Annotated in this window: 24 protein-coding genes; 8 read left to right on the top strand and 16 right to left on the bottom strand. The window is 68.2% G+C overall.

Translation table 11 applies throughout. From position 1 onward, the window contains the following. Positions 1-101: 101 nt before the first annotated feature. The 5 genes from ABD732_RS13655 to ABD732_RS13635 form a co-directional block, all read right to left on the bottom strand. Positions 102-1,031 carry a Ppx/GppA phosphatase family protein gene (locus ABD732_RS13655; protein ID WP_344784643.1) on the bottom strand — a complete coding sequence of 310 codons (930 nt, stop codon included), beginning with the start codon at positions 1,029-1,031 and terminating at the stop codon, positions 102-104. Continuing rightward, positions 1,028-1,543 (bottom strand): DUF501 domain-containing protein, encoded by a 516-nt coding sequence (locus ABD732_RS13650; RefSeq protein ID WP_344784641.1) that lies wholly within the window; start codon positions 1,541-1,543, stop codon positions 1,028-1,030. The genes ABD732_RS13655 and ABD732_RS13650 overlap by 4 nt, the downstream gene beginning before the upstream one ends. Continuing rightward, entirely contained in the window at positions 1,540-2,031 is a 492-nt protein-coding gene (locus tag ABD732_RS13645; RefSeq protein WP_344784639.1) for an FtsB family cell division protein, read from the bottom strand. Before ABD732_RS13645 ends, ABD732_RS13650 begins: the two co-directional genes overlap by 4 nt. A gap of 141 nt (positions 2,032-2,172) precedes the next feature. Continuing rightward, positions 2,173-3,450 carry a phosphopyruvate hydratase gene (gene eno / locus ABD732_RS13640; RefSeq protein WP_344784637.1) on the bottom strand — a complete coding sequence of 426 codons (1,278 nt, stop codon included), beginning with the start codon at positions 3,448-3,450 and terminating at the stop codon, positions 2,173-2,175. 76 nt (positions 3,451-3,526) lie between these two features. Continuing rightward, positions 3,527-4,267 (bottom strand): lytic transglycosylase domain-containing protein, encoded by a 741-nt coding sequence (locus tag ABD732_RS13635; protein WP_344784635.1) that lies wholly within the window; start codon positions 4,265-4,267, stop codon positions 3,527-3,529. 115 nt (positions 4,268-4,382) lie between these two features. On the opposite strand from ABD732_RS13635, the gene ABD732_RS13630 reads away from it, so the two are divergent. From ABD732_RS13630 to ABD732_RS13615, 4 genes are read left to right on the top strand one after another with little or no spacing between them, the layout of a single operon-like run. Next, a complete protein-coding gene (locus ABD732_RS13630; RefSeq protein WP_344784633.1) occupies positions 4,383-4,982 on the top strand; it encodes a TetR family transcriptional regulator in 600 nt (199 codons plus the stop codon). A 32-nt stretch (positions 4,983-5,014) separates the two neighbouring features. Beyond that, positions 5,015-6,235, top strand: a complete 1,221-nt coding sequence (locus ABD732_RS13625) for an oxygenase MpaB family protein (protein ID WP_344784631.1) — start codon at positions 5,015-5,017, stop codon at positions 6,233-6,235. Then, positions 6,232-7,368 carry an SRPBCC family protein gene (locus ABD732_RS13620; protein WP_344784629.1) on the top strand — a complete coding sequence of 379 codons (1,137 nt, stop codon included), beginning with the start codon at positions 6,232-6,234 and terminating at the stop codon, positions 7,366-7,368. Before ABD732_RS13625 ends, ABD732_RS13620 begins: the two co-directional genes overlap by 4 nt. Before the next feature lies 1 nt (position 7,369). Continuing rightward, positions 7,370-8,008 carry a cysteine hydrolase family protein gene (locus ABD732_RS13615; protein WP_344784627.1) on the top strand — a complete coding sequence of 213 codons (639 nt, stop codon included), beginning with the start codon at positions 7,370-7,372 and terminating at the stop codon, positions 8,006-8,008. A gap of 131 nt (positions 8,009-8,139) precedes the next feature. On the opposite strand, the gene ABD732_RS13610 is transcribed toward ABD732_RS13615, so the two are convergent. Beyond that, a complete protein-coding gene (locus ABD732_RS13610; protein ID WP_344784625.1) occupies positions 8,140-8,562 on the bottom strand; it encodes a nitroreductase/quinone reductase family protein in 423 nt (140 codons plus the stop codon). 113 nt (positions 8,563-8,675) lie between these two features. Here ABD732_RS13610 and ABD732_RS13605 point away from each other — a divergent pair, with 113 nt between their 5' ends. Genes ABD732_RS13605 through ABD732_RS13595 form a run of 3 tightly spaced genes read left to right on the top strand, consistent with a single transcriptional unit; the run spans position 8,676 to position 11,617 of the window. Continuing rightward, the gene (locus ABD732_RS13605; RefSeq protein WP_344784623.1) at positions 8,676-9,731 is read left to right on the top strand and encodes a Fic family protein; all 1,056 of its coding nucleotides are present in this window, start codon (positions 8,676-8,678) and stop codon (positions 9,729-9,731) included. A gap of 49 nt (positions 9,732-9,780) precedes the next feature. Next, positions 9,781-10,647, top strand: a complete 867-nt coding sequence (locus tag ABD732_RS13600; protein WP_344784622.1) for an ABC transporter substrate-binding protein — start codon at positions 9,781-9,783, stop codon at positions 10,645-10,647. Positions 10,648-10,657: 10 nt separating this feature from the next. Further along, positions 10,658-11,617, top strand: coding sequence for an alpha/beta hydrolase family protein (locus tag ABD732_RS13595; protein ID WP_344784620.1), 960 nt, complete (start codon positions 10,658-10,660; stop codon positions 11,615-11,617). Positions 11,618-11,621: 4 nt separating this feature from the next. Here the strand turns inward: ABD732_RS13595 and ABD732_RS13590 are convergent, their stop codons facing one another. After that, a complete protein-coding gene (locus ABD732_RS13590; RefSeq protein WP_344784618.1) occupies positions 11,622-11,837 on the bottom strand; it encodes a GNAT family N-acetyltransferase in 216 nt (71 codons plus the stop codon). A gap of 331 nt (positions 11,838-12,168) precedes the next feature. Between ABD732_RS13590 and ABD732_RS13585 the strand changes: the two genes are divergently transcribed. After that, entirely contained in the window at positions 12,169-13,566 is a 1,398-nt protein-coding gene (locus ABD732_RS13585) for an HNH endonuclease signature motif containing protein (protein ID WP_344784616.1), read from the top strand. A 185-nt stretch (positions 13,567-13,751) separates the two neighbouring features. Here ABD732_RS13585 and ABD732_RS13580 read toward each other — a convergent pair whose 3' ends face one another. From ABD732_RS13580 to ABD732_RS13540, 9 genes are all read right to left on the bottom strand, one after another. Beyond that, positions 13,752-14,507 carry an HNH endonuclease gene (locus ABD732_RS13580; RefSeq protein WP_344784614.1) on the bottom strand — a complete coding sequence of 252 codons (756 nt, stop codon included), beginning with the start codon at positions 14,505-14,507 and terminating at the stop codon, positions 13,752-13,754. A 3-nt stretch (positions 14,508-14,510) separates the two neighbouring features. Continuing rightward, entirely contained in the window at positions 14,511-15,893 is a 1,383-nt protein-coding gene (locus tag ABD732_RS13575) for a nucleoside triphosphate pyrophosphohydrolase (protein WP_344784612.1), read from the bottom strand. Positions 15,894-15,935: 42 nt separating this feature from the next. Then, on the bottom strand, positions 15,936-17,990 hold the full coding sequence (locus tag ABD732_RS13570; protein ID WP_344784610.1) for a hypothetical protein: 2,055 nt from the start codon (positions 17,988-17,990) through the stop codon (positions 15,936-15,938). 107 nt (positions 17,991-18,097) lie between these two features. Next, positions 18,098-21,679: a transcription-repair coupling factor gene (gene mfd / locus ABD732_RS13565; protein WP_344784608.1), complete on the bottom strand. Its 3,582-nt coding sequence runs from the start codon at positions 21,677-21,679 to the stop codon at positions 18,098-18,100. 10 nt (positions 21,680-21,689) lie between these two features. Next, entirely contained in the window at positions 21,690-22,922 is a 1,233-nt protein-coding gene (locus ABD732_RS13560) for a Dyp-type peroxidase (protein WP_344784606.1), read from the bottom strand. Continuing rightward, positions 22,919-23,416, bottom strand: coding sequence for a copper chaperone PCu(A)C (locus ABD732_RS13555; RefSeq protein ID WP_344784604.1), 498 nt, complete (start codon positions 23,414-23,416; stop codon positions 22,919-22,921). Before ABD732_RS13555 ends, ABD732_RS13560 begins: the two co-directional genes overlap by 4 nt. A 41-nt stretch (positions 23,417-23,457) precedes the next feature. Beyond that, entirely contained in the window at positions 23,458-23,994 is a 537-nt protein-coding gene (locus tag ABD732_RS13550) for a hypothetical protein (protein ID WP_344784602.1), read from the bottom strand. 28 nt (positions 23,995-24,022) lie between these two features. Beyond that, positions 24,023-24,514: a GNAT family N-acetyltransferase gene (locus ABD732_RS13545; protein WP_344784600.1), complete on the bottom strand. Its 492-nt coding sequence runs from the start codon at positions 24,512-24,514 to the stop codon at positions 24,023-24,025. Continuing rightward, positions 24,511-25,215, bottom strand: a complete 705-nt coding sequence (locus tag ABD732_RS13540; RefSeq protein WP_344784598.1) for a TetR/AcrR family transcriptional regulator — start codon at positions 25,213-25,215, stop codon at positions 24,511-24,513. Before ABD732_RS13540 ends, ABD732_RS13545 begins: the two co-directional genes overlap by 4 nt. Positions 25,216-25,295: the final 80 nt, after the last annotated feature.

Genomic DNA, 25,295 nt, shown 5'->3' with positions numbered 1-25,295 from the left:
CACCCCCCAAACTCGCAAAAGCGACAATACGCAAGTACACCGTGATTAGGCGAGTGTTACCTAAGGGAAGTGCCCGGGACTCGAAGGAACCGCGTGCCGGATCAGAGCAAGCCGAGGGCGATGCCGTCGAGGATGTCGTGCTCGCTGACCACCAGTTGGTCTATGCCGCTGCGGCGCGAGAACTCTTGTGCCAGTGCGAGAGTCACCAGCGCCCCGCCGCCGATCACGTCGACGCGGCCCGGGTGCATCGGGCCGAGCGCGGCACGTTCGGCCTTGCTCGCCGAAACCAGCTCCCGGCAGATCCGCTCGACGTCGGCGAAACCGTGCCGGGACAGGTGGATCGCCGCCGGGTCGTAGTGGTCGAGGCCCAGATCGAGGGCCGCGATCGTCGTGAGCGTGCCCGCCACCCCCACCCAGGTGCGCGCGGACTCGACCGGCACCGCGGCGAAGGCCGGGGCGAGCCGCTGGGCCACGAAGGCTTCCGCATCGGCGATCTCGCCGGCGGTCGGCGGGGCCGAATGCAGGCTGTGCTCGGTGAGCCGGACGCAGCCGATGTCGGCCGAGTACGCGGCCTCGGCCGTCACCACTTCGGTGCTGCCGCCCCCGAGGTCGGTGACGACGAACGGGCCGTCGGCCGGGTCGAGGCCGCCGAGGGCGCCGCGGAACGACAGACGGGCCTCCTCGTCGCCGCTGATCACTTCGGCGACGGCGCCCGGGCTCACTCGGCCGAGCAGTTCGGCGGTCATGTCGAAGAAGACGTCCCGGTTGCTCGCGTCCCGGGTGGCCGAGGTGGCCACCATCCGGACGTCGCGCACTCCGGCGTCGAGCATCGTCTGGACGTAGCCGGCGAGCGCCGCGCGGGTGCGGTCGATGGCCTCGTCCCGGAAGCGGCCGGTGGCGTTCACCCCTTCGCCCAGGCGGACGATCACCATGTCGCGCACCACGTCGGTCAGGCCGCCGGCCCCGTCGTCGTCGGCGATCAGCAGGCGAATCGAGTTGGTGCCGCAGTCCACGGCGCCGACGCGCGTCACGACGCCTCGTCGGCGAGGACCGGCCAGTCGGCGGGCACGGCGATGCCGCGCAGCTTCTCCACGTCGGCCAACAGTGCGACGGTCTCGTCACCGAGCGGATTGACCCCGGGCCCCTTCGCCAGCGAATGCGCGGCCAGCACGTGCAGGCACTTCACCCGGTCCGGCATGCCGCCGCCGGTGAAATCGGTGCCCAGCGATTCGATCGCGTCCCGCTCGGCCAGGTAGCTCAGATGGGCGGCGCGGTAGCCGGCCGCCAGTTCCTCGTCGTCGGCGAGGCTTTCGGTCATCTCCCGCATCACGCCGCCGGACTCCAGCCGGCTGCACGCGCCGGTGAGCCGCGGATCGGTCAGGTAGTACAGCGTCGGGAACGGGGTGCCGTCGGGCAGTCGCGGCGCGGTCTTGACCACGGCCGGCTGTCCGTCGGGCGTGGTGTAGCTGATCTCCAGCACCCCCCGCGGCTCTCGGCCGAGCTGGCCGGCGATCACATCGAGTTCGGCTCGGGTAACGCTCACTGACCCTCCGGCGGTGTGGACACCGCGTCCCACAGATTCTGGTACCACGGATTGGCGGCGTATTCGCGCGCCTTCTGTTCTTCGGCTTGCCTGCGGTCCCGGTACGGGTAGGTCAGCACCACCGGCTTCTCCCCCGGCATCACGTACTGCAGGCGGTCGCGGGCCTGGTTCTCGATGTAGGCGGGATCGTTCTGTTCGGTCACCCGGCGCTGGTAGTGGTCTACCTCGTGCGCGAGTTGCTCGTTCTCGGCCTGGAGCCGGTTGAACTCCCCGCGCTGGGCAAGGTAGGTGCGCACCGGCACGGCCAGCGTCAGCGCCAGCAGCACCAGCACCAGGAGGGTGCCCAGGGCCCGCTTGGAGTTGACCGAGGCCAGCCGCTGCCACACCGCGGGCAGCCCGTCGATCCGATCGTCCTCGGGCCGTTCCAGCACCGCGACCGCACCGGTGTCGGCGGTGACCCCGGCATCGGTGTCGGTGGTGGGCTTCACCGGCTCGGTGGTGACGGTCGAGCGGGTCCGGGGTCGGCGGACCGCGGGCCGGGCCTGCCGGGGCGTGCGCGCACGCCCGGAGCCTCGTGCCCGGCTGCCTCGCCCGGACTCGCTCGTCACCATGTATCTAGCTAAACACGCCTACGCGCGAAACCGCGGGAACGCCTCGGCCCCCGCGTAGCGAGCCGCGTCACCGAGACCCTCTTCGATGCGCAGGAGCTGGTTGTACTTGGCCACCCGCTCCGAACGCGCCGGCGCGCCGGTCTTGATCTGACCGGAGCCGCAGGCGACGGCGAGGTCGGCGATGGTGGTGTCCTCGGTCTCGCCGGAACGGTGGCTCATCATCGTCGCGTACGCGGCGTTGTGGGCCATGGTGACCGCGTCCAGCGTCTCGGTCAGGGTGCCGATCTGGTTCACCTTCACCAGCAGCGCGTTGGCGATGCCCTTCTCGATGCCCTCGGCGAGGCGCTCGGGGTTGGTGACGAACAAGTCGTCGCCGACCAGCTGCACCTTGTCGCCGATGGCCTCGGTGAGCGCGGCCCAGCCGGCCCAGTCGTCCTCGGCCAGGCCGTCTTCGATGGACACGATCGGGAACTCGCCGATCAGCTTGGTGTAGAAGTCGATCATCGCGGCGGCGTCCAGGTCCTTGCCCTCCAGGCGGTACTTGCCGTCGGAGAAGAACTCGGTCGACGCCGAGTCCAGCGCGATCGCGATGTCGCTGCCGAAGGTGAAACCGGCCTTGCCGACGGCGTCGGCGATCGCGGCGATGGCGGCCTCGGTGTTCGGCAGGTCCGGGGCGAAGCCGCCCTCGTCGCCGAGCGCGGTGCTCATGCCCTGCTTGTGCAGCACCGACTTGAGCGAGTGGTACACCTCGGCGCCCCAGCGCAGCGCCTCGGAGAAGCTCGGCGCGCCGATCGGCGCGATCATGAACTCCTGGAAGTCGATGCCGTTGTCGGCGTGCTCGCCGCCGTTGATGATGTTCATCATCGGCACCGGCAGCAGGTGCGCGTTGGCGCCGCCGACGTAACGGTAGATGGGCAGGCCGGCCGACTCGGCGGCCGCGCGCGCCACGGCCAGCGACACACCGAGGGTGGCGTTGGCGCCGGTGCGGGACTTGTCCGAGGTGCCGTCGGTCTCGATCAGGATCTGATCGACCACGCGCTGATCGTCGGCGTCGTAGCCGACCACTTCGGGGGCCAGATCATCGAGCACGGCCTGCACGGCCTTAGTGACACCCTTGCCGCCGTAGCGCTCGCCGCCGTCGCGGAGCTCGACGGCCTCGTGCTCGCCGGTGGAGGCGCCCGACGGAACGGCCGCCCGCGCGAACGTGCCGTCGTCCAGCAACACCTCGACCTCGACGGTCGGATTGCCGCGCGAGTCCAGGATCTCCCGCGCGCCTACCTGCTCGATAATTGCCACTGCCAGCCCCATTCGCCAGGTTGTTGCCGGCGCCCGGTGAGCGCGCCGACGAGTACCCGTCCCAGCCTAGTGGAGGTCAGTACCGAACGTTGATGGAGTACGCATTGGCGTGGTTGCGCACCCGGATCACGTACGACATCGAGTTGTTGTAGGTGAGAATCGCCTTCTCCCAGCCCTCCGGCGTCGTCATGTCGCCGCCGGACGAGACGCACAGGTAGCGGGCCGCCGACAGTGCCGCGTCATCGATGTTGTCCGGGTCGGCGACGCCGTCGCCGTTGGCGTCCACGCCGTAGCGCTGCCAGGTCTCCGGGATGAACTGGAAGGGGCCCATGGCGCGGTCGTAAGTGGTGTCGCCGTCGAGCTTGCCCTTGTCGGTGTCCTTGATCTCCCAGTTGCCGTTGGTGCCGTCGAGGGCCATGCCGCGGATCTCCGGCGACACGTTGCCGTCGGCGTCCACGTCGGCGCCGCGGTGCTGTCCGTGTTTGCTCTCCACCCCGGCGATCCCGGCGAGCGTGGTCCAGGCGATCCCGCATTCGGGATGCTGCTGGCGCTGAATCTCGGCGGCGTTGCCGTAGGCCTCCAGGGAGGTGACCGGGATGCCGGTGGCCTCGGAGATCGGCACCGCCCAGTCGTGCATCCCGTCCGCGGTACGGCCGGGCTGCTGGATGTCGATGTAGGGCTGCTGGACGCCGGGGCCGGGCGGAATGCCCTCGGGAATGTCGGGTTTGTCCCACGGCAGCGAGATACAGGCCGTGGTGGCCAGCGCGATGCTGCCGAGAAGCAGCGGCGCCATCAGGCGTCGTCGCAGAGCAGTCATGCCGCTGTCGTCCTCTCTTGGGGTCGGGTCCGCCGGAAGCGTGCCACATCGTGGGGGTAACGGGGCAAGTCGGCGAAGAGTTCCCGTGGCAGGTCTCACCGGTAACCTGGGATCGGTGAGCAACACGCCTCCCCGCCGCGGCCGGGGCCGACCGCCCGGGCCCGCGGTGGATCCGGCGCAACGACGCGAAGCACTGCTCGACGCGGCCGAGCAGGCGATCGCCGAGTCCGGCACTCAGGTGTCGCTGGCGCAGGTCGCGGTGGCCGCCGGGCTCACCCGGTCGGCGGTGTACGCGGCCTTCGCCGACCGCGACGACCTGCTGTCCGCGCTGGCCCGCCGCCATTCCGAGCGGATCGTGCAGCGCCTGCAGGAGGCCGCCGCCCTCGACGCCTCCCCGCGCGAGCAGACGCGCGCGGCCGTCGACGTCCTCGCCGGGTGGTTTCAGGACAATCCCGAACTCGCCCGGCTCCTGGATCAGCGGGTCGCGGGCGATCACCTGCACCATTCCTACGGCGCCGAGGCGGTCGCCGCGATCCTCTACATGGGATTCCGGGCCCGCGGCCTGGACCCCGCCCCCGCCGCCACCTGGGCGCAGGGCCTGATCGGCGCCGTCTCCGGCGCCGTGCGTTGGTGGACCCACACGCAGACCGTCTCCCGCGACGAACTGGTCGACCACCTGACCACCCTGATCTGGTCGGGCTTCTCGGGTGATTGACACCACCCGCCTCAAAAGACACACTGTCTTTTATGAACCCGACGCCCGCAGAGGCAGCCCGCATCACCGGCGCACGCAACTGGGCGGAGATGCGTGCCGACCATCCCGACCACGTCGACCAGATGGCCGCGGGCCTGGAACGCGGGGACCGGCTGGCCGATGCGGTGGTCGCCGAATTCTTCTCCCCCGACGGGATCAGTTGGGATCGGACCATCGGCGCCCTGGACACCCCGGATCAGCTCGACGACCTGCCGCCGGCGCTGCTTGAGTTCCTCGTCGCGGCCGCCACCCCGCCGCCCTGGTACGACCCCGCGCTGGCCCGCGCCGGAGCCGACGCCTGGTGGCGCTTCGGCTCCCTGCAGTCGTCGACGCTGTATCAATCGCTGATCTACGGCTATCAGGCACGCGGCTTCACGCGGCCGCTCGTGGAGACCGGACGACTGACCACCGGCACCTGGGATCGGGTGATCGCCACCGCGCGATGGGTGGCGCTGTCGACGGCCCCGAACATGATGGACGTCGGCGCCCCCGGCTGGGTGGAGACGCTGCGGATCCGGCTTGTGCACGCCATGGTCCGTCACCACCTGGTCGCGCGGCAGGGCTGGGACACCGCCGCGTGGGGGGTGCCGATAAACCAGACCTACAGCCAACTGACGATCACCGCGGGTTTCCTGGCGCTGCCGCTGCGCATCGCGAAGGATCTCGGGCTGCGGTACTCGACCGCCGAACTCGAAGCCATCACCCACCTGTGGCGGTGGATCGGCGCCACCATGGGCGTCGACGACGAACTGCTTCCGGTCAACTATCGCGACGCCTGTCTCACCTACCGCATCGCGCGCGAATTCCAGATGGAGCCCGACGAGCAGGCCAAGGTGCTGGTGAACGCCCTCCTGAACGACGGCTACCAGACCGACCTGGGGCTGCCCGGGCCGCTCAACTCGGCGGTCCACACGCTGGCCCGGCCGTTCCTGCGCGGCTTCTTCGCCACCGTGTCCACCCGCTGGGTGGAGCCGGACGTGGCCGAAGCGATCGGCCTGCGCCCGACGCGGCTGCACAACCTCGTAGTGCTGGCGCGGCCGGTGGTGCGTTCGCGCGAGGTGCTGCGCTCGCTCGGTCTGCTCGGCTCGGACACCTCGGTCGCCCGGCGCGAGCTACGTCTGGTGACCGGCCGGCTGGGCCTGGATCTGGCACAGCCCGGACTGGGCAACCGATACCGTCGCGCCGACCGCAATCACTTGGACACCGTGGCATGAGCGCGTCCTTCCACCACCGGCGCGACCTGGCCTGCTCCCCCGCCACGGCGTGGCGGCTGCTCACCGACCCGGAGCAGATGAATCGATGGTCGGCCGCGCCGATCGCCCTGTCCGACAACGGCATCGGCGACCGGCCGGACGGCATGGGCGCCCTGCGCGTGGTCACGTTGCCCGGCGGACGCAGCAGGTTGCGCGAAGTGGTGGAACTGGCCGAGTTTCCGCGCCGATTCGTCTATCGCGTGCACGACGGCGGCCCCCTGCTGCTGAGCCACCGCGGCGAGCAGACCATCGAAGCGACCCCGTCGGGCTGCCGGCTCACCTGGAGCGTCGAGCTGAGACTGGCCGGCGGCCTCTCCCGCCCGATCGCGCGTTCCATCGCCAAACAGGTGGGCGCCTCGCTCGACGCCCTGGCGGCGCTCGCCCCCGGCGAGCCCGACTCGGACGATCCCGGGCCGCCTGCCGACCGGCCGGCCACACTGACTCGGAGTGAACTGGCGACGCTGCGCGGGGCGGCCTTCGAGTCCCTCGACGCGCAGATCGGCATCGCCGACCGGCTGGCCGCCGCCGGCGACCCGAAGCAGTGGTTCGCCCGGGTGTACCAGTACGTCACGCAAGAGATGATCGCCGTCGCCGATCGCCCCGAGGCACTGCGCAATCCGGACTGGGTACTCGCACTGATCCCGGTCTTCCACGACTACTTCACCGCCAACCTGGCGGCCTACGAGGACGGCGGCCCGTGCACGCCGGCCTGGCAGCGCGCGTGGTCGCTGTGCGAACGGGAAGACCCCGACCATCCCGAACGCCCCGTCATGCGCGGCCTGCTGGCCGGGGTCAGCGCCCACATCGACGACGACCTCCCCCACGCGCTGGCCGATGTGGCCGCCGCCCGCTACCCCGATCGCGACCTGCGCGAGTTCCGACCGGACTATCTGCGGCTGGCGCCGGTGTTCACCGCCGCCTCCGACCACCTGCTGGCCGATCTGCCGCGCAGTCACAAGCCGTGGTGGACTCCGATCGCCGCCCGCGTGCACCCGCAGGTGCGCGACGACCTGCTCGGCCGCAAGGGCTTTCACGTGGGGCGCCAGCGCCTGAAGGCGTTCGCCGCCGCGCGGGCGGCCGTCGTACAGTCCTGAGGTGCCCGACTACCTGTCTCCCGACTGGCCGGCCTCGGCGCTGGTGCTGATCGACGTCCAGCACGACTTCGTCGACGGCGCGACGCCGATTCCCGGCACCGCCGATGCCCTGCCCGCGATGGCCGAACTGACACGCGCGTTCCGTGCCGCCGGTCGGCCGGTCTTCCACATCGTGCGGTCGTACGCGCCCGGCGAGAGCGACGTCGATCTGATCCGCCGCGAGGCGATCGAGTCCGGCGCGCAGATGGTGGTGCCGGGGACGCCCGGCGCCGGGATCCCCCGCGAGTTGCTGCCCGATGACGCCGACCCCGCGCTCGACTGGGAGTCCCTGCGCGCCGGCGGAACTCAGCGGGTCGGTCCGGAAGAGTTCGTCGTCTACAAGCCGCGCTGGTCGGCGTTCCACCGCACCGAGCTCGACGAGCTGCTGCGCGAGCGGAGCGTGAGCACCGTCGTCGTCGCCGGCTGCAACCTGCCCAACTGCCCGCGGGCGACCCTGTTCGACGCCTCCGAGCGCGACTACCGCACCGTCCTGGTCGCCGACGCGACCTCGCAGACCACGCCCGAGCGCCTCGCCGACCTCACGCTCATCGGGGTGCAGACGTCCGACGTCGCCGCGGTGCGCACGGCGATCGGCTACTGAGCCGAGAGGCCGGAAAGCGGGTCGGCGTGTCGCGGGCGTGTCACAGCTCCCGGCACCAAACCCAGCGCTCGCCACTGCTGGGTTTGGAGCCGAGCGCTGGGTTCGCGGACGGGCGCTGGGTTTGCTGACGCCTACTGAGCCGGCGTCAGCTCGAAGATCGGGAAACGGCGTCCCTCAGCGGTTTCGGTGTACTTCTCGAATCCCCTCGACCGGGCGGTGAACGTCGCCCAGGCGGCTTCCCATTCGTCGTCGTGCAGTTCGCGGGCGGTCACCTGTTCGCGAACGATGCCGTCGTCGACGTGCCGTTCGATGGTGATGTTCGGCTCGGCGCGCACGTTGTGGACCCAAGCCGGGTTCTTCGGCGATCCACCGGCCGAGCCGATCACCAGGACACCGCCGCTCTCGGACGGCAGTCCCATGAGCGGATTCTCCAGTGGGCGCCCCGACCGCGCACCGACGGTGTGCAACACCACCAGGCTCTTCCCGAAGCCCATCGTGGTGACGATGCCGTCGTTCGCACGGAACTCGGCGATGATGTCGTCGTTGAAACCCATGGTCCCGGTCTACCACCCGAAGGCTGGATCGGCTCTTACCCTCACTTAATCGATAAGTGAAGATACAGTGAATCATGTCGTCACTTGTTCCGTTGATCGCTCAGTGGAGCCCTGTGATCGGTCCCGAACTGCTCGCCCTTGTGAGCGAAGCCAGTCACGCAGTCACCCGATTCGACGCACATCTCGGCAACGAGATCGCGCCGTTCGCCGCGATTCTCCTGCGCTCGGAGTCCGCGTCGTCGTCACAGATCGAGAACCTCTCGTCCGGCGCCCGACAGATTGCGCTCGCCGAGTTGGGCAGCCGGGAGAAGCGCAATGCCACCGAGATCGTGGGGAATGTCGCCGCCATGCGTGCAGCACTGTCGCTCGCTGACCGACTCGACACTTCGGCGGTGCTCGCCATGCATCGTGCGCTCATGGAAAGCCATGCGCCGGATATCGCCGGACACTGGCGTACCGACCAAGTCTGGATCGGCGGTTCCAACATCGGGCCGCATGACGCCGACTACGTAGCTCCGCCGGCGGCCGCAGTACCAGGCTTGATGGACGACCTGATCACATTCGCCCATCGGGAGGATCTTCCTCCCCTGGCCGCGGCTGCGCTCGCGCACGCCCAGTTCGAGACGATCCACCCGTTCCCCGACGGCAATGGACGTACCGGTCGCGCGCTGATCCAGGCGATGCTGCGTACCCGGGACATCACGCGCAACGTCACCGTCCCGGTGTCGGCAGGGCTGTTGACCGACACCCGGCGGTACTTCGAGGCCCTGAACTCCTACCGCGGCGGCGACGTGTCACCGATCATCGAATCGATCTCGCACGCCTCCCTGGATGCCGTCGCCAGCGGCACCCGACTGGTGTCTGCGCTCCATCAGCTGCGCACGCGGTGGGAAGACCGGCTCAGCCTCAGACGGGACGCATCGTCGTGGCGGCTGCTGGACGTCCTGCTGCGGCAGCCCGTCGTCGACGGGAGGGCGGCAGCCGAGGCCCTCGGCATCACTCCCGCCAACGTCGGCAGAGCGATCAGTCCGCTGGTCGACGCCCGCATCCTGCGCGAGTTCACCGGCTTCGACCGGAACCGAATGTGGTGTGCCACCGAGGTCACCGACATTCTGGACGAGTTCGCGCGTTCCGCGGAACGCGGCTCTTTGCCCCACATCGAGCCCTGAGTCGGCGATACTGTCGGGGCACACGATCGCCGAGACCTACGAGGTGGCAGTGAGACAGCAACGACATCGCTGGGCGGCACTCGCCGCTGCGGCCGCACTGGTGCTCGCTGCCGTCACCGGCTGCTCGTCGGACGACTCCGGTGTCGACCGGGAGGCGCTGCGCGACGAGTTGCCGCAGCAGATCCTCGACTCCGGAAAGCTGTCCGTCGGCACCAACGCCCCGTTCGCGCCGATGGAGTTCCGCGACGCGCGCGACCATCTGGTCGGGTTCGACATCGACGTCGTCAATGCGATCGGTGAGACTCTGGGAGTGACCGCGGACTTCCTGCAGTCGCCGTTCCCGGCGTTGCTGCCCGGGGTGGTCGGCGGCGAGTTCGATGTCGCCGCACGCGGCCTCTTCGACACCAAGCAGCGCCAGGAGCAGGTCGACATGGTGACCTACTACAGCGCCGGCACCCAGTGGGCCGCCCGGAGCGCCGATCCGGTGGACCCGAACAACGCCTGCGGACTGAAGGTAGGCGCCGAGGTCGACACCGTCCAGTTCACCACCGAACTGCCCGCCAAGAGCGCGGCCTGCACCGACGCCGGGCAGGAGGCCGTCACGGTGGTCCCCTACGACAACGTCGATCTCGCGATCGAGGCTCTCCTCGAGTCCGGAGTGGACGCGGTCTCCGCCGATTCGCCGGTGGTCCTGTACGCGGTCAAGAACTCCGACGGTGAGCTCGCCGCCGCCGGCGACCCCTTCGACACCCAGCCGTACGCGCTCGCGGTGGCGAAGGGATCGTCGTTGGGTCCGGTGCTGCAGAAGGTGATTCAGCAGATGATCGACGACGGCGACATGCAGGAGATCGCCGAGAAGTGGGGCCTGCAGCCGGGCCTGATCGAGACGTCCACCGTCAACGGCGCGACGAGCTGAGGTAGCTGAGATGCGCAACGTCAGCACCGCACTGATCGCCGGATTGAGTGTTCTCGCCCTGGTCGTCGGCTGCTCCTCGACCGAGGACGGCAACGCCGTCCCGACACCGGTGTCCGCCAACGAAGCACCCGACGACTTCGCCCAGGTGATCGCCTCGTCGAACATCGACGCCGAGCGATACGTCTATCCGGTGGCCGACGGGGACAGCGACAACGACCAGAACTGGGTCGACCTGTTCATGCCCAAGGGCGATCACCCGGACGGCTCGGTCCCGATGGTGATCCTGGTCCACGGCGGTTCGTGGCAGTCGCAGATCGGTGCCGACACCTTCGTCACCTTCGCCCGGCGGCTGGCCGAGCGCGGATTGGCCGTCTACAACGTCGAGTACCGGCGCCTGGGTTCGGGCGGCGGCTATCCGCAGACGTTCGCCGACGTGGCCGCCGCGATCGACTACGCGCCGGAGATCGGACGCGCGAACCCGGCGATCAACATGGACGACGCAGTGGTGGTCGGGCATTCGGCGGGCGGGCAGCTGGCCATGTGGGCCGGGACCCGGCACAAGCTCGACGACGACGAAGTCGGCGCCAAGCCCAAGTACCGGCCGACCAGCGTGGTCTCCCTCGCCGGTCCCCTCGACATGCGCACAGCGGTGCGGATGGGCGACGACCGGATCGTGAAGGCGCTCGGCGGGGAACCCGACGAGGTACCCGAGCGGTACTCATCGGTGGACCCGATCCAGAACATCGACCCGCAGATGCCGACCATCGCAATGGCCGGCGGCGACGACCACGTGGTGCCGCCGGTGGTCTCCCGCAACTACGTCGAACAGGCCAAGAAAGACGGCGGCGACGCCCGGTTCATCCTGCTCCCCGACACCACGCACGTCTCCATCGTCGATCCCGCCGCCCCCACCTTCACCCGCGTGCTGGAGACCATCAGCCGGGCCGCCCACAACGCGCACACCGGGTAGGGCGTCAACTGAGCTTCAGGTGAAGCAGCGGATACGGGCGCCCCGCTTCGTCGGTGTCACTTCGGCCGACGATGTCGAATCCCCGACGGGCGTAAAAGTCCACGGCCTGCGTGTTCTGCTCGTTGACATCGACCTTCCACGCACCGAGCTCGCGGACCGCATGATCCAAGAGCGCAGTTCCAGCCCCGCTGCCACGGTCTTCCGCGGCGACGAACAGCATCTCCAACTGGTCCGGCCACCCCCGCGAACCCGATCGGACGGTTGGCGCGCTCCGCCACCCATAGAGCAACGGCAGGGAAGTAGTCGGACGAGAGCCTGGCCTCGATCGCCGCGCGGTCGCCATCGGCGAGGAAGTCGTGCGTCGCGTCGACAGCGCTCCGCCAGATCTGCACGAGCGCGGGGTACTCCGCGGGTCCGAGCGTCTGGCGGATATTCAGAACAGGCACGACGGAAGCATAAGCCGCGGCCGAGTGAAGTCGCGATCCCAGAGTTGTCGTATGTCACACCTACTATCAGATTAGAACTATAGTTCGATAGAAGGAACCCGCAAGATGACCACCGACATCTTCGACAAGACACCAGCCTCCGACCTCGACGACGACCAACTCGCCGAACGCGTCGTCGGCTACGCCTCCCAGATCGCCGCGTTGAACGCACGCATGCTCGACTACCTCGGCGAGTTCGACTTCCGCGAAGCGTGGCGAAGCGACGGCACCGTCGCGTCGTGCGCGCATTGGCTGGCCTGGCAGACCGGGACCAGTCTGCGGACCGCGCAGGAACACGTCCGCGTTGCCCGGGCAATGCGCGAGCTTCCGCTCCTGGCCGAGCAGTTCCGAGCGGGCCGGCTCTCCTTCTCCAAGGTGCCGGCCCTCGCGCGCATCGCCACCCCCGACCGCGAGCCGGAACTCGTCAACTTCGCCCAGGCCGCCACCGCCGCGCAAGTGGAAAGGTTGTGTGCTGCGATACGCGACGTCGACGCCGAGTGGGAAAGCCTGATGGCCCGCCGTAACGGCGAACGTCCCGACGACGACACCGAGCCGCCTCCCCCGGAGTCGTGGGGCCGCTGGAACTGGAACTACGACGGCACCCTGACTGTGAATCTGCGTCTTAACGCCGTCGACGGCGCCCGGCTGCTGGCCGGCGTCGTCCGCTCCGAGTATGAGCGCACCCGCACCCTCGACGACCCTGACCTCCCCACCGCCGACGACTGCGAGAACCCGCAACAGTCCAAGACCACCGACCGGTGGCGCAATGTCCCCAGCAACATCGCTCCCGCGCTGACCGCGATGTCCGACACTGTGATCGCCGGGCTCAAGGTCCCCGAAGTCGTCGTCGGCGCCGACATCCTCGTCCATCAGGTCGACGACGACGTCGCTCTCGACAACGGTCCCGCCCTGCGTTCCGCGGAACGCGAAGAACTCGAATGCGAGGCCACGGTGCGCGAGATCGGCCACGACCGCGGGGACTCGATGAGCGTCGCCGGCCGGCGGATGGGACCCACCCTCCGGTGGGGCCGCAAGCGTCGCGTCCCCAACTCCGCGTTGGTCAAAACGATCCTCATGCGTGACCGCGGCTGCCAGGCGCCGGGCTGCGGACGGTCCCGTCACCTGCACATCCATCACGTGAAGTTCTGGTCTGCCGGCGGTACCACCGACCCGGACAATCTGATCCTGCTCTGCGGCTCCCACCACCGGGCCCTGCACCACGGCGCGTTCACCATCGAAGCTCTCGGCGACCAGCGCTTCGCGTTCCGCGGAACGCACGGCCGGCTTCTGATCACCGCTCCACTCCACGCAGCGCCAGACGCCAAGTGGTATCCCGACATCTGGGTCAGCGCCGACGGTGTCACTCCCCGCAACGGCGGCCGCTGCGACCTCGGCTACACCACCGAAGTCCTGTACGACGCCTGGGAGTGGAAGGCGCGCCAACAGGGACAGGTGGCCGCATGAGTGATCACGAAACACAGGTCGAACAACACGTGTGGCGGTCTCCAAGCCCCAAGCCCCCCACGACTCCCGATTCCATCACAGTCGGTGGATTATTGAGTCGAACGAAAGACCAGCGACCACAGGAGGATGTATCAGCCGGATCCTTCTCCCGAACCCAAGCGCTCGCGACATGATCGTAACGACCGTCAGTCAGCTGTAGCTGCAGCGGCAATGATCTCCTGAATCTCGTCCGGTCGTTTCCAGGGACAGTTTCGGTGCACCATCGCGTGGCAGTTCGCACAGACCAGGATCAGATCCGAGAGATCGTTCTTGACCTCGCCGGTGATGTGGAGTGGCACGCGATGGTGGACATGCGTGTAGCCTGCGCCGAGGGTCCCATAGACCTTCTCGAAATCGAACCCGCAGATCTCACATGCGATGGAGCCACGCACGCGCAGGGACTCGCGGATTTTTGCACGCCTCAGCTTTGGATTCCGTTCTCGCACCGCTGCCCACCTGCGCCCTACCGCTCCCTCAAGCGCTGTTGTGATCCCTTCTTGCTCAACATCATCAAGATCGACGATTACGTCGATGCCGTCGCTGAGTCCGTCCTCGGCAAGACTGAGCAAACTGGGATTTGCGCGAATGAAGCCCGCAAGTGCAAGCAGCCGAGGAGCGTCTTCGAGGTACGAGGCTATGACCTCCTCTGTCGGCCGACCGGCTTTAGTCTTCTTACCCTCGTAGGTAGGAAGCGAGGTCCTTAGGTTCTCCAGCTTGGCGCGCACCGATCCGGGGCTCCGGAACTTCTGATCGAAGGCCAGGGCAGGGTTGGCAGCGCGCAGAAACTGCGAGAGTTCGACCACGCGGGGATCGCCCCTACGAACTGTGCCCGCCCAGCCCGTCGTCTCCCGCAGCGCAACCGCAAGAATCAACTCGGGGCGCGTCCAGTCGGCACCTGCCATGTATCAATCGTCCTCGTCGTCCCACTCGCTGCGCACGACCATGCGGGGGACGTCGACCTGGTACGTGAGGTCCACCTCGCGCTCGCCCGCGGTGATCGGGTCGGCGTCGACGACGCGGTGCTTCGGGGCCGGACCGGGGAAGTCCTCCGGCTCGGGAAACTCCGACTCGTGCGCTGACTCCGGGGCTTCGTGTCCCCCACGGCCGCGCTTGGGAAGACTGAAGTCGAACGAGAAGACGTCGGTCGACTCGCCGTCGAACTCGAAGTCGAAGTCTGCCTTCGTATCGTCGGTCGATCCCGGGCCGGCGGTGCTGTCGTTCGACTTCGCATCCTCGGACCAGGGGTCGAGGTGTTCGTGGTCGTCGTCTTCGTCTGGTCTCGACTCCGCTCGACCACCGAGGGACTCCGCTCGAACATCGAGGGAAACCGCATCGTCATCGACGGACTCCGCTTGACCTTCGACGGTATCCTCCTCGTACGACATCCCCAGGTACTTACGCCAGTCGTTCTCGCCGCGGGGGACGACGCCGTCCAGGCCGGCGGCGGTTTCGGCGGCGCGGACCTGGTCCATCAGCTGAAGGAGCTGGCGGCGCTGGGCGTCTTCGACGCTGTCGCGCGCGTGCTTGCGGAACGGGATGTCGACGCGGGTCAGCGACGGGCTCACGGCGTCACGCGGGAAGCCTGCGCCGGCCAGGCGCTCGAATAGCTTCTGCGTCAACGACAACACCGGCTGGCTGGTGACGATCCCGTCGAGCACGCTCCCCCGGTTCCGCTCGGCGGCCTTGCGGTCCTCCCACTCCTGGATCTGGCGCTCGAGGTCGGCGTGCTCACCGGCGAGGATGCCGGGCGTCCGGTACGACACCTTGTCCACGAAGCTCTGCGCGACGTCGTCGATGCTGAACGAGCCCTCGGCCGAGTCCTCGGCGATCCGGGCATGGAACAGGACCTGCAGCAGTAGATCGCCGAGCTCGGAGCACAGCTCCTCCGACGTCCCCGTATCGAAGGCATCGAGCAGCTCGTACACCTCTTCCAGGAGGTAGCGCCGCAGCGAGTCGTGCGTCTGCTGACCCTCCCACGGCCCGGTGCGCCGCAGCTTGTCCATCAGCGCGACCGCCTCGAGCAGTCGCGTGCCGGGCACGGCGTCGCCCGAGAACACCTGATCGCCGCGCGCGATCTGCCGACGCACCAGCGGATGATCGCGGTCCGACGAGAGCAGCAAGGCTCCAAAGGGGAGCTCCCCGACGTCGCTGGCGAACTGGTACGACGGCAGGTTCCACAGCAACGTCGGATGCACGTCTTCGGTGACGAAGACGTGCCCGGTCATCGAGGACATCGCGCGCACCGGGATCATGTCCGGCAACGCTGGATCCAACAGGATCACGGGCATCGATTCACCTCCGAGTTGACTACTACGCAGGACCTTATCGACTCAGTCGACCTTGGCATGACGCCCTCGACCGGTAGGTCCGTTCCCGGACGACGCTACTCTCTTGACCTTGACCTTCCGGCCAACGCGTTGCTTGATTCCTTCATGCTCAGCCGCGAGGCCAAACAACGACGCCGTCAGAGACTCGTTCGACATGAAGGTCCTCGTGATCTCATCCTCGGACATCTCGTACTTCTTGGCCATCGAGAGAATCTGACCGACCCGACACGCCATTGCGGTGCGGTACACGATCTGCACCGCCTTGCGGACCTCTCCGTGCTGGGGTGCGGGAGCGCGGGACAACCAGTACTCCTCGACATCCTTAATCAACGGGAAGTGCGGGTCGATCACTACTGACCCGAGCTGTCCGGTGCGGCCCTTCGTGTACTTCACGCCCACCTGTGGACGGGCCAACCGTTCCTCGTCACTGAAGGCCTCCGCGTCGAACCGACAATCGGGGATTCCAGCACGAACACGTGCCGGCCGACCGGCCTCATCCCCACCCTCAACTCCCGATGGGAGTGGGGTTCCGGCTGACTGTCCTGATTTGGACCGCACTTTGCGACGGCCACGTGGGGCACGAGCGTCTTCACCTGTCGTGCGCCCTGGCGTTTCACCGGTCGCCGCACGCCACACGGCCTTGCTGAACATCTGCATGAAGGGTTCAGCAACTCGGTCGATTACATCTTGATCGAGATCGTTGGACTCTTCGGGTGTCGCCGCCTCGATCGCTGCAACGACGAAGTCCGGCATAGCGTCAATAAACTCTTGCTCCCACTCGGACCAGGGCAAGTCGCGACCAGCTATCGCACTAGCGAAGGGATGCACGTACTGCAGCGACGTCCGAGCTGAACTGGGAAACACCCCGCCGAGAGGATCATTCACCCCGTCTGCCTGACGCGGCTCGATGATGATTGAGAGCCGCTTGTAAACCTTGGGATGAGAGATTGCGAACTTCTGATAGTCCCGCGCCAACGTCTTACGGTGATAGATCTCATCCTTGTACCTGACGCCGATCGCTGGTTGCGCAGCAGCTCGCTGCCCACCACCGGAGGTGCTCGACGACTCCGGGAGCAAATAGACAATGATTCGTCCGCCGCTCTCAAGCGGGATCTTCGCGATCTGAGAGGCCCCTCGCCGTGCGAACTCTCCCCTCATCAAGTCCCGTGTAGACCGCACTGGTTCATTGAGCACGCGATCATCGGCCTTCGGTTCCGAATGATCCAGAGTGGTTCTGTCCATGCGATCGCGACGACGCTCGCTCCAAGCATCCATTCTCGCGGTCCGCGGATCTTCGTAACGAATATTCAGGCCCTTAGGGAACTTGTAGTAGCGATGCGACAGGTAGTTCGGCCCGGTGTGCGTCTTCCATTCCTCCGTCGGGCCCAGAAAGGTGTTCTCGGATCCGGTTTGCCCAAGCATCAGGAGCATGGTCCCCGTCTGGATCTTGCCGTTGGCATCGGGGCGCCCCAGCCATTCGGGCCGGTCTCCGATGAACTCCTCGAACAAGTCTGCGGGGGCTACGTCCCGCCAGTCGATGTTTCCATCGTCGTCTGCAACCCCAAGTGTGGTTGCTTCATACGACCCAGCCCGTGCCCCGTCTTCCACGTACCGGAGCCAAACGAGTTGACCCTCTGAGTAGTCCTCTGCCCACGAGGCAACGATGACTCCGGCATGATTCCACGGAAGGGTGGAGACTCTGACCCCCATGGCAAAGTTCCCATGCAGGTCACCGGAGGCTTGGTCCTTCGAGTCAAGGTCCAGTAGGCCAGCCATATAGTCGACTATCCTGTCACCCATGCCGACCCCATTGTCGTAGTAGACAAGCCGGTACTTTCCGCCAGCAATCACATACGGATAGTCCCTTGGCGGGTCGATGAGTTCCCACGACGGATCAGCACTCTGCCAGTGAATCCCGATCTGGATTGTCGTCGCTTCAGCCTCGATACCGTTCTGGACCAACTCTCGAAGGAACTGGGTGTCAGTCCCCTCCCGGTACGAGCGCTCGATGAAGATCGCCGCTGCACGAGCCCCCTGCACCTCAATCGGTTTCGCCATACGGCCATTGTGGACGACCTCGACAGCTCATTTCTGTGACTTGGAGCCGTGGATCTGCCCAAGCACGGATCCGTGGTCCCATCGACACGGCTTCTGTGGTCGCCCGACTAGGGAGATAAGGGGTTGGGCAGGACCTGGGTCAGGAAGGTCGACAGGTAGGTGATCAGCTCGTCGTCGCGCAGTCGCGGGGAGCCGACACCACCGGTCCGCGGGATGGGCAGGGTGACCGTGTGCGTGGTCGCCCGGTAGCCGGCCGACGAGTACAGCCGCGACAGCCGCACCTGTTCGCTGTCCACCAGCAGCATCGGCGACAGCCGGATCGACGTGCCCGCCAGGGTGACCTCGCTGATCCCCCGCTCACGGCACCGCAGCCGCAGTCGCGCGATCTCCGCCAGCCGCCGGGTTTCCACGGGCGGCTCGCCGTAGCGGTCGTTCAGCTCGGTCAGCGCCTCGTCCACGTCGGCGTCCGACGTCGCCGACGCCAGCTTCCGGTACGCCTCCAGGCGCAACCGGTCGGCTTCGACGTACTCGACCGGGATGTGCGCGTCGATCGGCAGGTCGATCCGCACCTCCTTGGTCTCCTCCTGCGAGATCGGCTGACCGTCGGCGGCGGCCCGGTAGGCCTCCACGGCCTCGCCGACCAGCCGCACGTACAGGTCGAAACCGACACCCGCGACGTGACCGGACTGCTCGGCGCCGAGCACGTTGCCCGCACCGCGCAGCTCGAGGTCCTTGAGCGCCACCGCCATTCCCGCGCCGAGCTCGTTGTTCTGCGCGATGGTGGCCAGCCGGTCGTAGGCGGTCTCGGTCAGCGGCTTCTCCGGGCTGTACAGCAGGTACGCGTAGCCGCGTTCACGGCTGCGTCCGACGCGGCCGCGCAGCTGGTGCAGCTGCGAAAGCCCCATGTTCTCGGCGCGATCGACGATCAGCGTGTTCGCGTTCGAGATGTCCAGGCCGGTCTCGATGATCGTCGTGCACACCAGCACGTCGTACTCGCGGTTCCAGAACCCCTCGACGGTCTTCTCCAGCAGTTCCTCGGGCATTTGGCCGTGGGCGACGGCGACCTTGGCCTCGGGCACCAGCCGGGCCAGGTCGCGGGCCGTCTTGTCGATGGTGGACACGCGGTTGTGCACGTAGAACACCTGGCCGTCGCGCAGCAGCTCGCGCCGGATCGCGGCGCCGACCTGCTTCTCCGAATACCCGCCCACGTAGGTGAGCACCGGGTGCCGCTCCTCCGGCGGCGTCAGGATGGTCGACATCTCGCGGATCCCCGCCATCGACATCTCCAGGGTGCGCGGGATCGGCGTCGCCGACATCGTCAGCACGTCGACGTGGGTGCGCAACGACTTGATGTGCTCCTTGTGCTCGACGCCGAAGCGCTGCTCCTCGTCGACGATCACCAGCCCCAGGTCCTTCCAGACCACTCCGGTCTGCAGCAGCCGGTGCGTGCCGATGACGATGTCGACCTCGCCGGAGGCCATCTGCGCGATGATCTCCTTGGATTCGGCCGGCGACGTGAAGCGCGAGAGTCCGCGCACCGTCACCGGGAAGCCGGCCATGCGCTCACTGAACGTCTGAAGATGTTGTCCGGCAAGGATTGTGGTGGGGACCAGCACAGCGACCTGCTTGCCGTCCTGCACGGCCTTGAAGGCCGCGCGCACCGCGATCTCGGTCTTGCCGTAGCCGACGTCGCCGACGATCACGCGGTCCATCGGGACCGGCTTCTCCATGTCGTCCTTCACCTCGCCGATCACCGTCATCTGGTCGACGGTCTCGGTGAAGTCGAAGGCGTCCTCCATCTCCCGCTGCCACGGGCTGTCCGGGCTGAAGGCGAAGCCGGGTGCGGCATGGCGTGCGGCGTACAGCTGCACCAGCTCACCCGCGATCTCGCGAACGGCCTTGCGCGCCTTGCGTTTGGTGTTCGACCAGTCCGATCCGCCCAGCTTCGACAGTGACGGCTGCTCGCCGCCGACGTACCTCGAGAGCTGATCGAGCGAATCCATCGGGACGTACAGCCGGTCGCCGGGCTGGCCGCGTTTGCCGGGTGCGTACTCGATCACCAGGTACTCGCGCCGCGCCCCGGAGACGGTGCGTTCGATCATCTCCACGAACCGACCGATGCCGTGCTGGTCGTGCACCACCATGTCCCCGGCGGTCAGCGCCAGCGGGTCGACCTGGTTGCGGCGCTTGGCCGGCAGCTTCCGGCCGTCCTTCACCCCGACCACGCGGGCACCGGTCAGGTCCGCCTCGGTGATCACCACCAGCGAGCCTTCCCCGGCGATCGACGGGAAGATCACACCGTGACGCAGCGTGCCGTGGTAGACCGCGACCGCGTCGGCCGGGGGTTCGTCACCGTCGGCCATCAGGCGCGCGGGCACCTCGGCCTCGCCGAGCCGTTCGACGAAGCGCTGCGCGGTCCCCTTGCCGGCGGCCACCACCGCGGCCCGACCGCCCGCGGCCAGCTGGGCCCGCAGGCTCGCCAGCAGCGTCACGATCTCGTCGTCGTTGCCGTGCGGCGCAGGGCCGGCCTGCAGATCCAGTTCCACCTCGTCGCCGCTGCCGGACGACAGTGGGCTCATGGTCCACCAGGCACGACCGGCCTCGACGGTGGTCCGCTCCACCTCGGCCACCGGCCGGTACGAGCTGTCCTGCAGGTCCACATTGCCGACGCGCACCGGTGCTCCGGCGCCCATCGCCGCCGCGTTCCACGACGCGTCCAGGAACTCCGCGCCGGTCCGCTCCAGATCGGTCGCGCGGGTGCGTACCTTCTCCGGGTCGAGCACCAGCACCCGGGTGCCGTCGGGCAGCACCTCGGTGAGCAGCTGCATCTGCCCCTCCACCAGGGCCGGGATCATCGCCTCCATGCCCTCGACGGGGATGCCCTCGCTCAGTTTGGTCAGCATCTCCGCCAGCGCAGGATCGTCGGCGTCGACGGCCAGTTCCCCGGCCCGCGCGCGCACCGGCGCGGTGAGGATCAGCTCGCGGCACGGATGGATCTGCACCAAGGCCGAATCGATCTCGGACTGCGTCCGCTGGTCGGCGACAGAGAAGGCGCGCATGTCGGTGATCTCGTCGCCCCAGAACTCCACGCGCACCGGATAGTCCGCGGTGGTCGGGAAGACGTCCAGGATGCCGCCGCGCACCGCGAACTCGCCGCGCCTGCCCACCATGTCGACGCGCTCGTAGGCCATCTCGACCAGTTGCTCCGCCAGATCGTCGAAGTCGACCTCGCTGCCCTCACGCAGGGTGAGCGTGCGCAGCGTGCCCAGGCCCGGCGCCATCGGCTGGATCAGCGACCGCACCGTGGTCACCACCACCCGGAGCGCATCCGAGTCGGGATCGGCCAGCCGGTGCAGCACCGCCAGACGCTGCCCGACGGTGTCGGCGCTCGGCGAGAGCCGCTCGTGCGGCAACGTCTCCCACGACGGGAACTGCGCCACCGCCTGCGCCCCGTCGTCGATCAGCTCGGCGAGCTCGGCGGTCAGGTCGTCGGCCTCGCGCCCGTTCGCGGCGACCACCAGAATCGGCCCCGGCCCGGCCGCCGCCAGCGCCGCGACGACGAAGGGCCGCGCGGCGTCCGGGGCGGTCAGGTCGAGACGCAGCTCACCGGCGCGTTCTCGCAGGACATCGAAGGCGCTGTCCCGGGTGGCGGAGGCGTTGAGCCCGGACAGCGATGGGGTGGTCGACACTCACCCCATCTTAGGCGTCGGGCCCAGTGCCCAGCAGACCCGCACCCAGCGGCGCCGTCGGGGTGGCGCCGGGCGGGATCGCATACACGGCAGACCCGATCGGCGTGGTCCACTCGTTGAGGTCGTCGTGCTCGGCCAGCCGCTGCTGCACGGGGACGAACTGCCGGACCGGATCCCGTTGCGCCGTCGCGAAAACGAGCCCCGTGTTGGACGTGTCCGCCTCCACCCCGGGCAGCGGCGGTTCCGGTGCCTCGTCGTAGTTGTAGACCAGGCGCAGGAACTGCTCGTGCTCCTCGCGGCGCCGCGCCCGAGCGATGTGCGAGGACTCCGGGATCACCGGTATTCCGCCCTTGGTGATCGTGAAGTCCGGCTCGTCGTGCTCGTCGGTGCCGGTGAGCGGCGCCCCGTTGCTCAGGTTCCGGCCGACTACCAGTTCGCGGTTGTCCCGGTCGAGCGCTTCCCAGGTGTCCATGTGCATGGCGATCCGGCGGACCACCAGCGACGTGCCGCCGGCCATCCACGGCTGCTCGGCGCCGTCGTCCCAGATCAGCGAATCGTGGAGGGCGGTCACCGGCTGCTCGGTGCCGTCGACCTGCCCGAACAGGTTGCGCTGCGTCTGTCCCGCCGATTGCGTGCCCCGTGCGCGGCGGAAGCCGCGCTGGATCCATTTGACCTGCACGATGGTGCGCACTTCCGCGGTCAGGATCCGCGTGGCGTGCGCCAGCGAGATCGGATCGTCGGAGGCCACCACGAGGAGCAGGTCGGTCTGCCCCCAGCGATTCTGCAGCCGGTCGATGGCGAACGGCGGCAGCGGCGCGAGCCACGACGGCCGGCGCTCGGCCAGCCCCGGACCGGAGAACGCCCGCGGCCCCAGCCCGACGGTGACCGTCAACCGCGACGGGGCGGGGGCGAGTTCGGGCTCGGGGTCGGCCAGGCCCGGCGTGCCGGCGGTGAGCCGGGCGCCGTCCTGGGTCCAGAGGGTCAACGCTCCGGCCAGGTCGGCGGTGTCCGTGGGATCGACCAGGTCGAGCCCGATGAAGTTGGCGTGTGCCGCCGGAGCAGTGGTGATGCCCGCTTGATGACGCCCGTAGAAATCCACGGTCTGCCGGGCCGGCTCGGCGTCGGACGACGAGCGTTCGACGCCGAGACCGACCGCGGCTGCACCGACACCGAGGCCGGCGAGGCCTGCGGTGCCGGCGAGGAATCCACGACGCGAGATCCGGGCGGATCCGCGCGGGGTCACGGCTGGTAGTCCTCCTGGTTTCCGGCGAAGTCGCGTGCGAGCGCCTTGACGGCTTGCGTGGAGCCGTCGGCCATCCGGAGCGTGATCGTGACGGTCTCGCCGGACTTGATGGGCTGCTTCAGATCCATCAGCATGATGTGCTCGCCGCCGGGCGTCAGCTCCAGCGTGCCGCCTGCGGGCAGGGCGAAGCCGTCCTTCTTCTCCTGCATGGTGCTCGAAGCGCCGTCCTTGACCACCTCGTGCAGTTCAGTGGTACCGGCGACGTCACTGGACGCCGAGACGATCCGGACCTCCCGGTCGTTCGGGTTGGTGATCGTCGCGAAGGCGGCGGTCATGTGCTCGGTCTCCGGAGCGGCCTTGACCCACTGGTCGGTGACGACGACGGGCTCGGTCTTCGTGTCGTCGTCAGTGCTGCTGCAGGCGGTCACGATCAGTAGGGGTGCGATGGCTGCGACGATCGTCGCAGCAGTACGGAAGGGTCGGCGAAATGCCATGGTGAATAGACCTCTGGTGTGTAGGTGAATGAAAAGGGTGCTCAGCCGGCCACGGGCGGAGCACGCATCCCTACAGCCAGACGCGGGGCCAGATCATGGAGTACGACGGCAGCGGGCACCGCCCGCAGGTGCGACGGCGCGGCCGGCAACGGTCGTCCGATTGCGCGCAGGGTGCTGACGGTGGAGCCGAGGACGCGCAGCAGCCAGTCGACGGCGCCGAGAGCCGCCACGGCCACGGGCAGGGCTGCCACGTGCCAGGCCGCCATGGCGGCGGTGTTGCTGTCGTGCTGGTGCCCGGCGTGCGACCCGACTGCGGTGAGCACCGTGTGCGAGGCCAGTTGGCCGCCGATCAGGACGGCGGCGATGGACGTCCACGAACCGTCCAGGCGTCCGTGTTCGCGGCGACGCCGTTCCCGATCGACCTGCCCGGTGCGGACGGCCGCGACGCCGAGCGCGATCACTGCCAACAACAGCAGTTGTCCGGCGTCGGGCCGGAAGCCTCCGGCGACACCGTGTGCGCCGATGCCGAGGATCACCGAGACGGTACCGGCCAGCAGGCCGTGTGCTCGCGTGATCATGATCCCAGACTACTACCGTTTGTAGTGGTCAGGGAATCAGCGACCGCTGCATGACGATGCAGTCGAGGGCGCGGCCGAACTTGGTGCCGACTCCGGCGAGCCGGCCGACCTCCCGGAAACCGAGGCGCTCATGCAGAATCACCGAGCCGCCGACCTCCCCGGAGATCATCGCCACCACCTCGCGCACCGTGGCCGGGTCGGCCGCGTCGAGGAGTGCGCCCAGCAGCGCCCGCCCGTAGCCGCGGCCGGTGGCCGCCTCGCGCAGGTAGATGGTGTCCTCGACGGTGAACACCCACCCGCCGCGGTCGCGGTACGGGGCGAGGTAGGCGAACCCCTGCAGCCCGAGCTCGTCGTCGAGGACGAGAAACGGCAGTCCTGCCTCGGTGAGGCCGGCGATCTTGGTGCGCCACTGGTCCTCATCGGGAGCGGTGAGCATCCACGTGGCGGTCGTGTGCTCGACGTAGTGGGCGTAGATCTCGGTGATCGCCGGGAGGTCGCCCTCGCGCGCGGGCCGGATCATTCGTCGTCGTCCTCCGCGCCGGCGGAGCTCTCGAGGTAGTCGGACTCCACCAGGACGGGATCCTGGTCCAGGTGGGTCAGCCCGTTCCAGCACAGGTTGACCAGATGCGCGGCGACCACTTCCTTCGGCGGCTCCCGGACGTCGAGCCACCACTGGGCCGTCACCGAGACCATGCCGACCAGCGCCTGCGCATACAGCGGCGCGAGGGAGGGGTCGAAGCCCCGCCGCTCGAAATCGCCGGCCAACAGGTGCTCCACCTGACTGATGGCGTCGTTCAGCAGACTGCCGTACCGCGTGTCTTCGCCGTCCTCGCCGCCCGTGGAGTCCCCCCGCACCAGGATCCGGAAACCATCGGTGCGCTCTTCCATGTACGTCAGGAGAGCCAGCGCCACCTGCTGGATCCGGTACAGCGATCGGTTCTGTGAGAGCGACGACGTGACCATCTCCAGGAGGGTGGCCATCTCGCGGTCGACGACGACGGCGTACAGACCTTCCTTGCCGCCGAAGTGCTCGTAGACGATCGGTTTGGAGACACCGGCCCGCTGCGCGATCTCTTCGATCGACGTGCCCTCGAATCCCCGTTCGGCGAACAGTCCGCGGGCCACCTCGATCAGTTGCAGGCGTCGCTGCGCACCGGTCATCCGTGCGCGTGGAGCACGCACCACTTCTTCTGTGCCCTCCCCGGGCCGGCCGACTGCCATGGCCACAGTCTAACCATGTGCCGAGATGCGAAAGACCCCCTGAACTGGTGTGTTCAGGGGGTCTTTCAAGTGGTGTTCGG

It is taken from the genome of Gordonia caeni (assembly GCF_039537105.1).
GTDB classification, from domain to species: domain Bacteria; phylum Actinomycetota; class Actinomycetes; order Mycobacteriales; family Mycobacteriaceae; genus Gordonia; species Gordonia caeni.
The sequence above is the reverse complement of the archived record's forward strand: the minus strand, read 5'-3'. Positions and strand labels throughout refer to the sequence as shown.

Excerpts from the sequence above, each read along its gene's own strand:
- ABD732_RS13635 (WP_344784635.1), bottom strand. The coding sequence starts at position 4,267 with ATGACTGCTCTGCGACGACGCCTGATGGCGCCGCTGCTTCTCGGCAGC.
- ABD732_RS13625 (WP_344784631.1), top strand. The coding sequence starts at position 5,015 with ATGAACCCGACGCCCGCAGAGGCAGCCCGCATCACCGGCGCACGCAAC.
- ABD732_RS13620 (WP_344784629.1), top strand. The coding sequence starts at position 6,232 with ATGAGCGCGTCCTTCCACCACCGGCGCGACCTGGCCTGCTCCCCCGCC.
- ABD732_RS13610 (WP_344784625.1), bottom strand. The coding sequence starts at position 8,562 with ATGGGTTTCAACGACGACATCATCGCCGAGTTCCGTGCGAACGACGGC.
- ABD732_RS13595 (WP_344784620.1), top strand. The coding sequence starts at position 10,658 with ATGCGCAACGTCAGCACCGCACTGATCGCCGGATTGAGTGTTCTCGCC.
- ABD732_RS13590 (WP_344784618.1), bottom strand. The coding sequence starts at position 11,837 with ATGCTGTTCGTCGCCGCGGAAGACCGTGGCAGCGGGGCTGGAACTGCG.
- ABD732_RS13585 (WP_344784616.1), top strand. The coding sequence starts at position 12,169 with ATGACCACCGACATCTTCGACAAGACACCAGCCTCCGACCTCGACGAC.
- ABD732_RS13580 (WP_344784614.1), bottom strand. The coding sequence starts at position 14,507 with ATGGCAGGTGCCGACTGGACGCGCCCCGAGTTGATTCTTGCGGTTGCG.
- ABD732_RS13575 (WP_344784612.1), bottom strand. The coding sequence starts at position 15,893 with ATGCCCGTGATCCTGTTGGATCCAGCGTTGCCGGACATGATCCCGGTG.
- ABD732_RS13570 (WP_344784610.1), bottom strand. The coding sequence starts at position 17,990 with ATGGCGAAACCGATTGAGGTGCAGGGGGCTCGTGCAGCGGCGATCTTC.
- ABD732_RS13555 (WP_344784604.1), bottom strand. The coding sequence starts at position 23,416 with ATGGCATTTCGCCGACCCTTCCGTACTGCTGCGACGATCGTCGCAGCC.
- ABD732_RS13550 (WP_344784602.1), bottom strand. The coding sequence starts at position 23,994 with ATGATCACGCGAGCACACGGCCTGCTGGCCGGTACCGTCTCGGTGATC.
- ABD732_RS13545 (WP_344784600.1), bottom strand. The coding sequence starts at position 24,514 with ATGATCCGGCCCGCGCGCGAGGGCGACCTCCCGGCGATCACCGAGATC.
- ABD732_RS13540 (WP_344784598.1), bottom strand. The coding sequence starts at position 25,215 with ATGGCAGTCGGCCGGCCCGGGGAGGGCACAGAAGAAGTGGTGCGTGCT.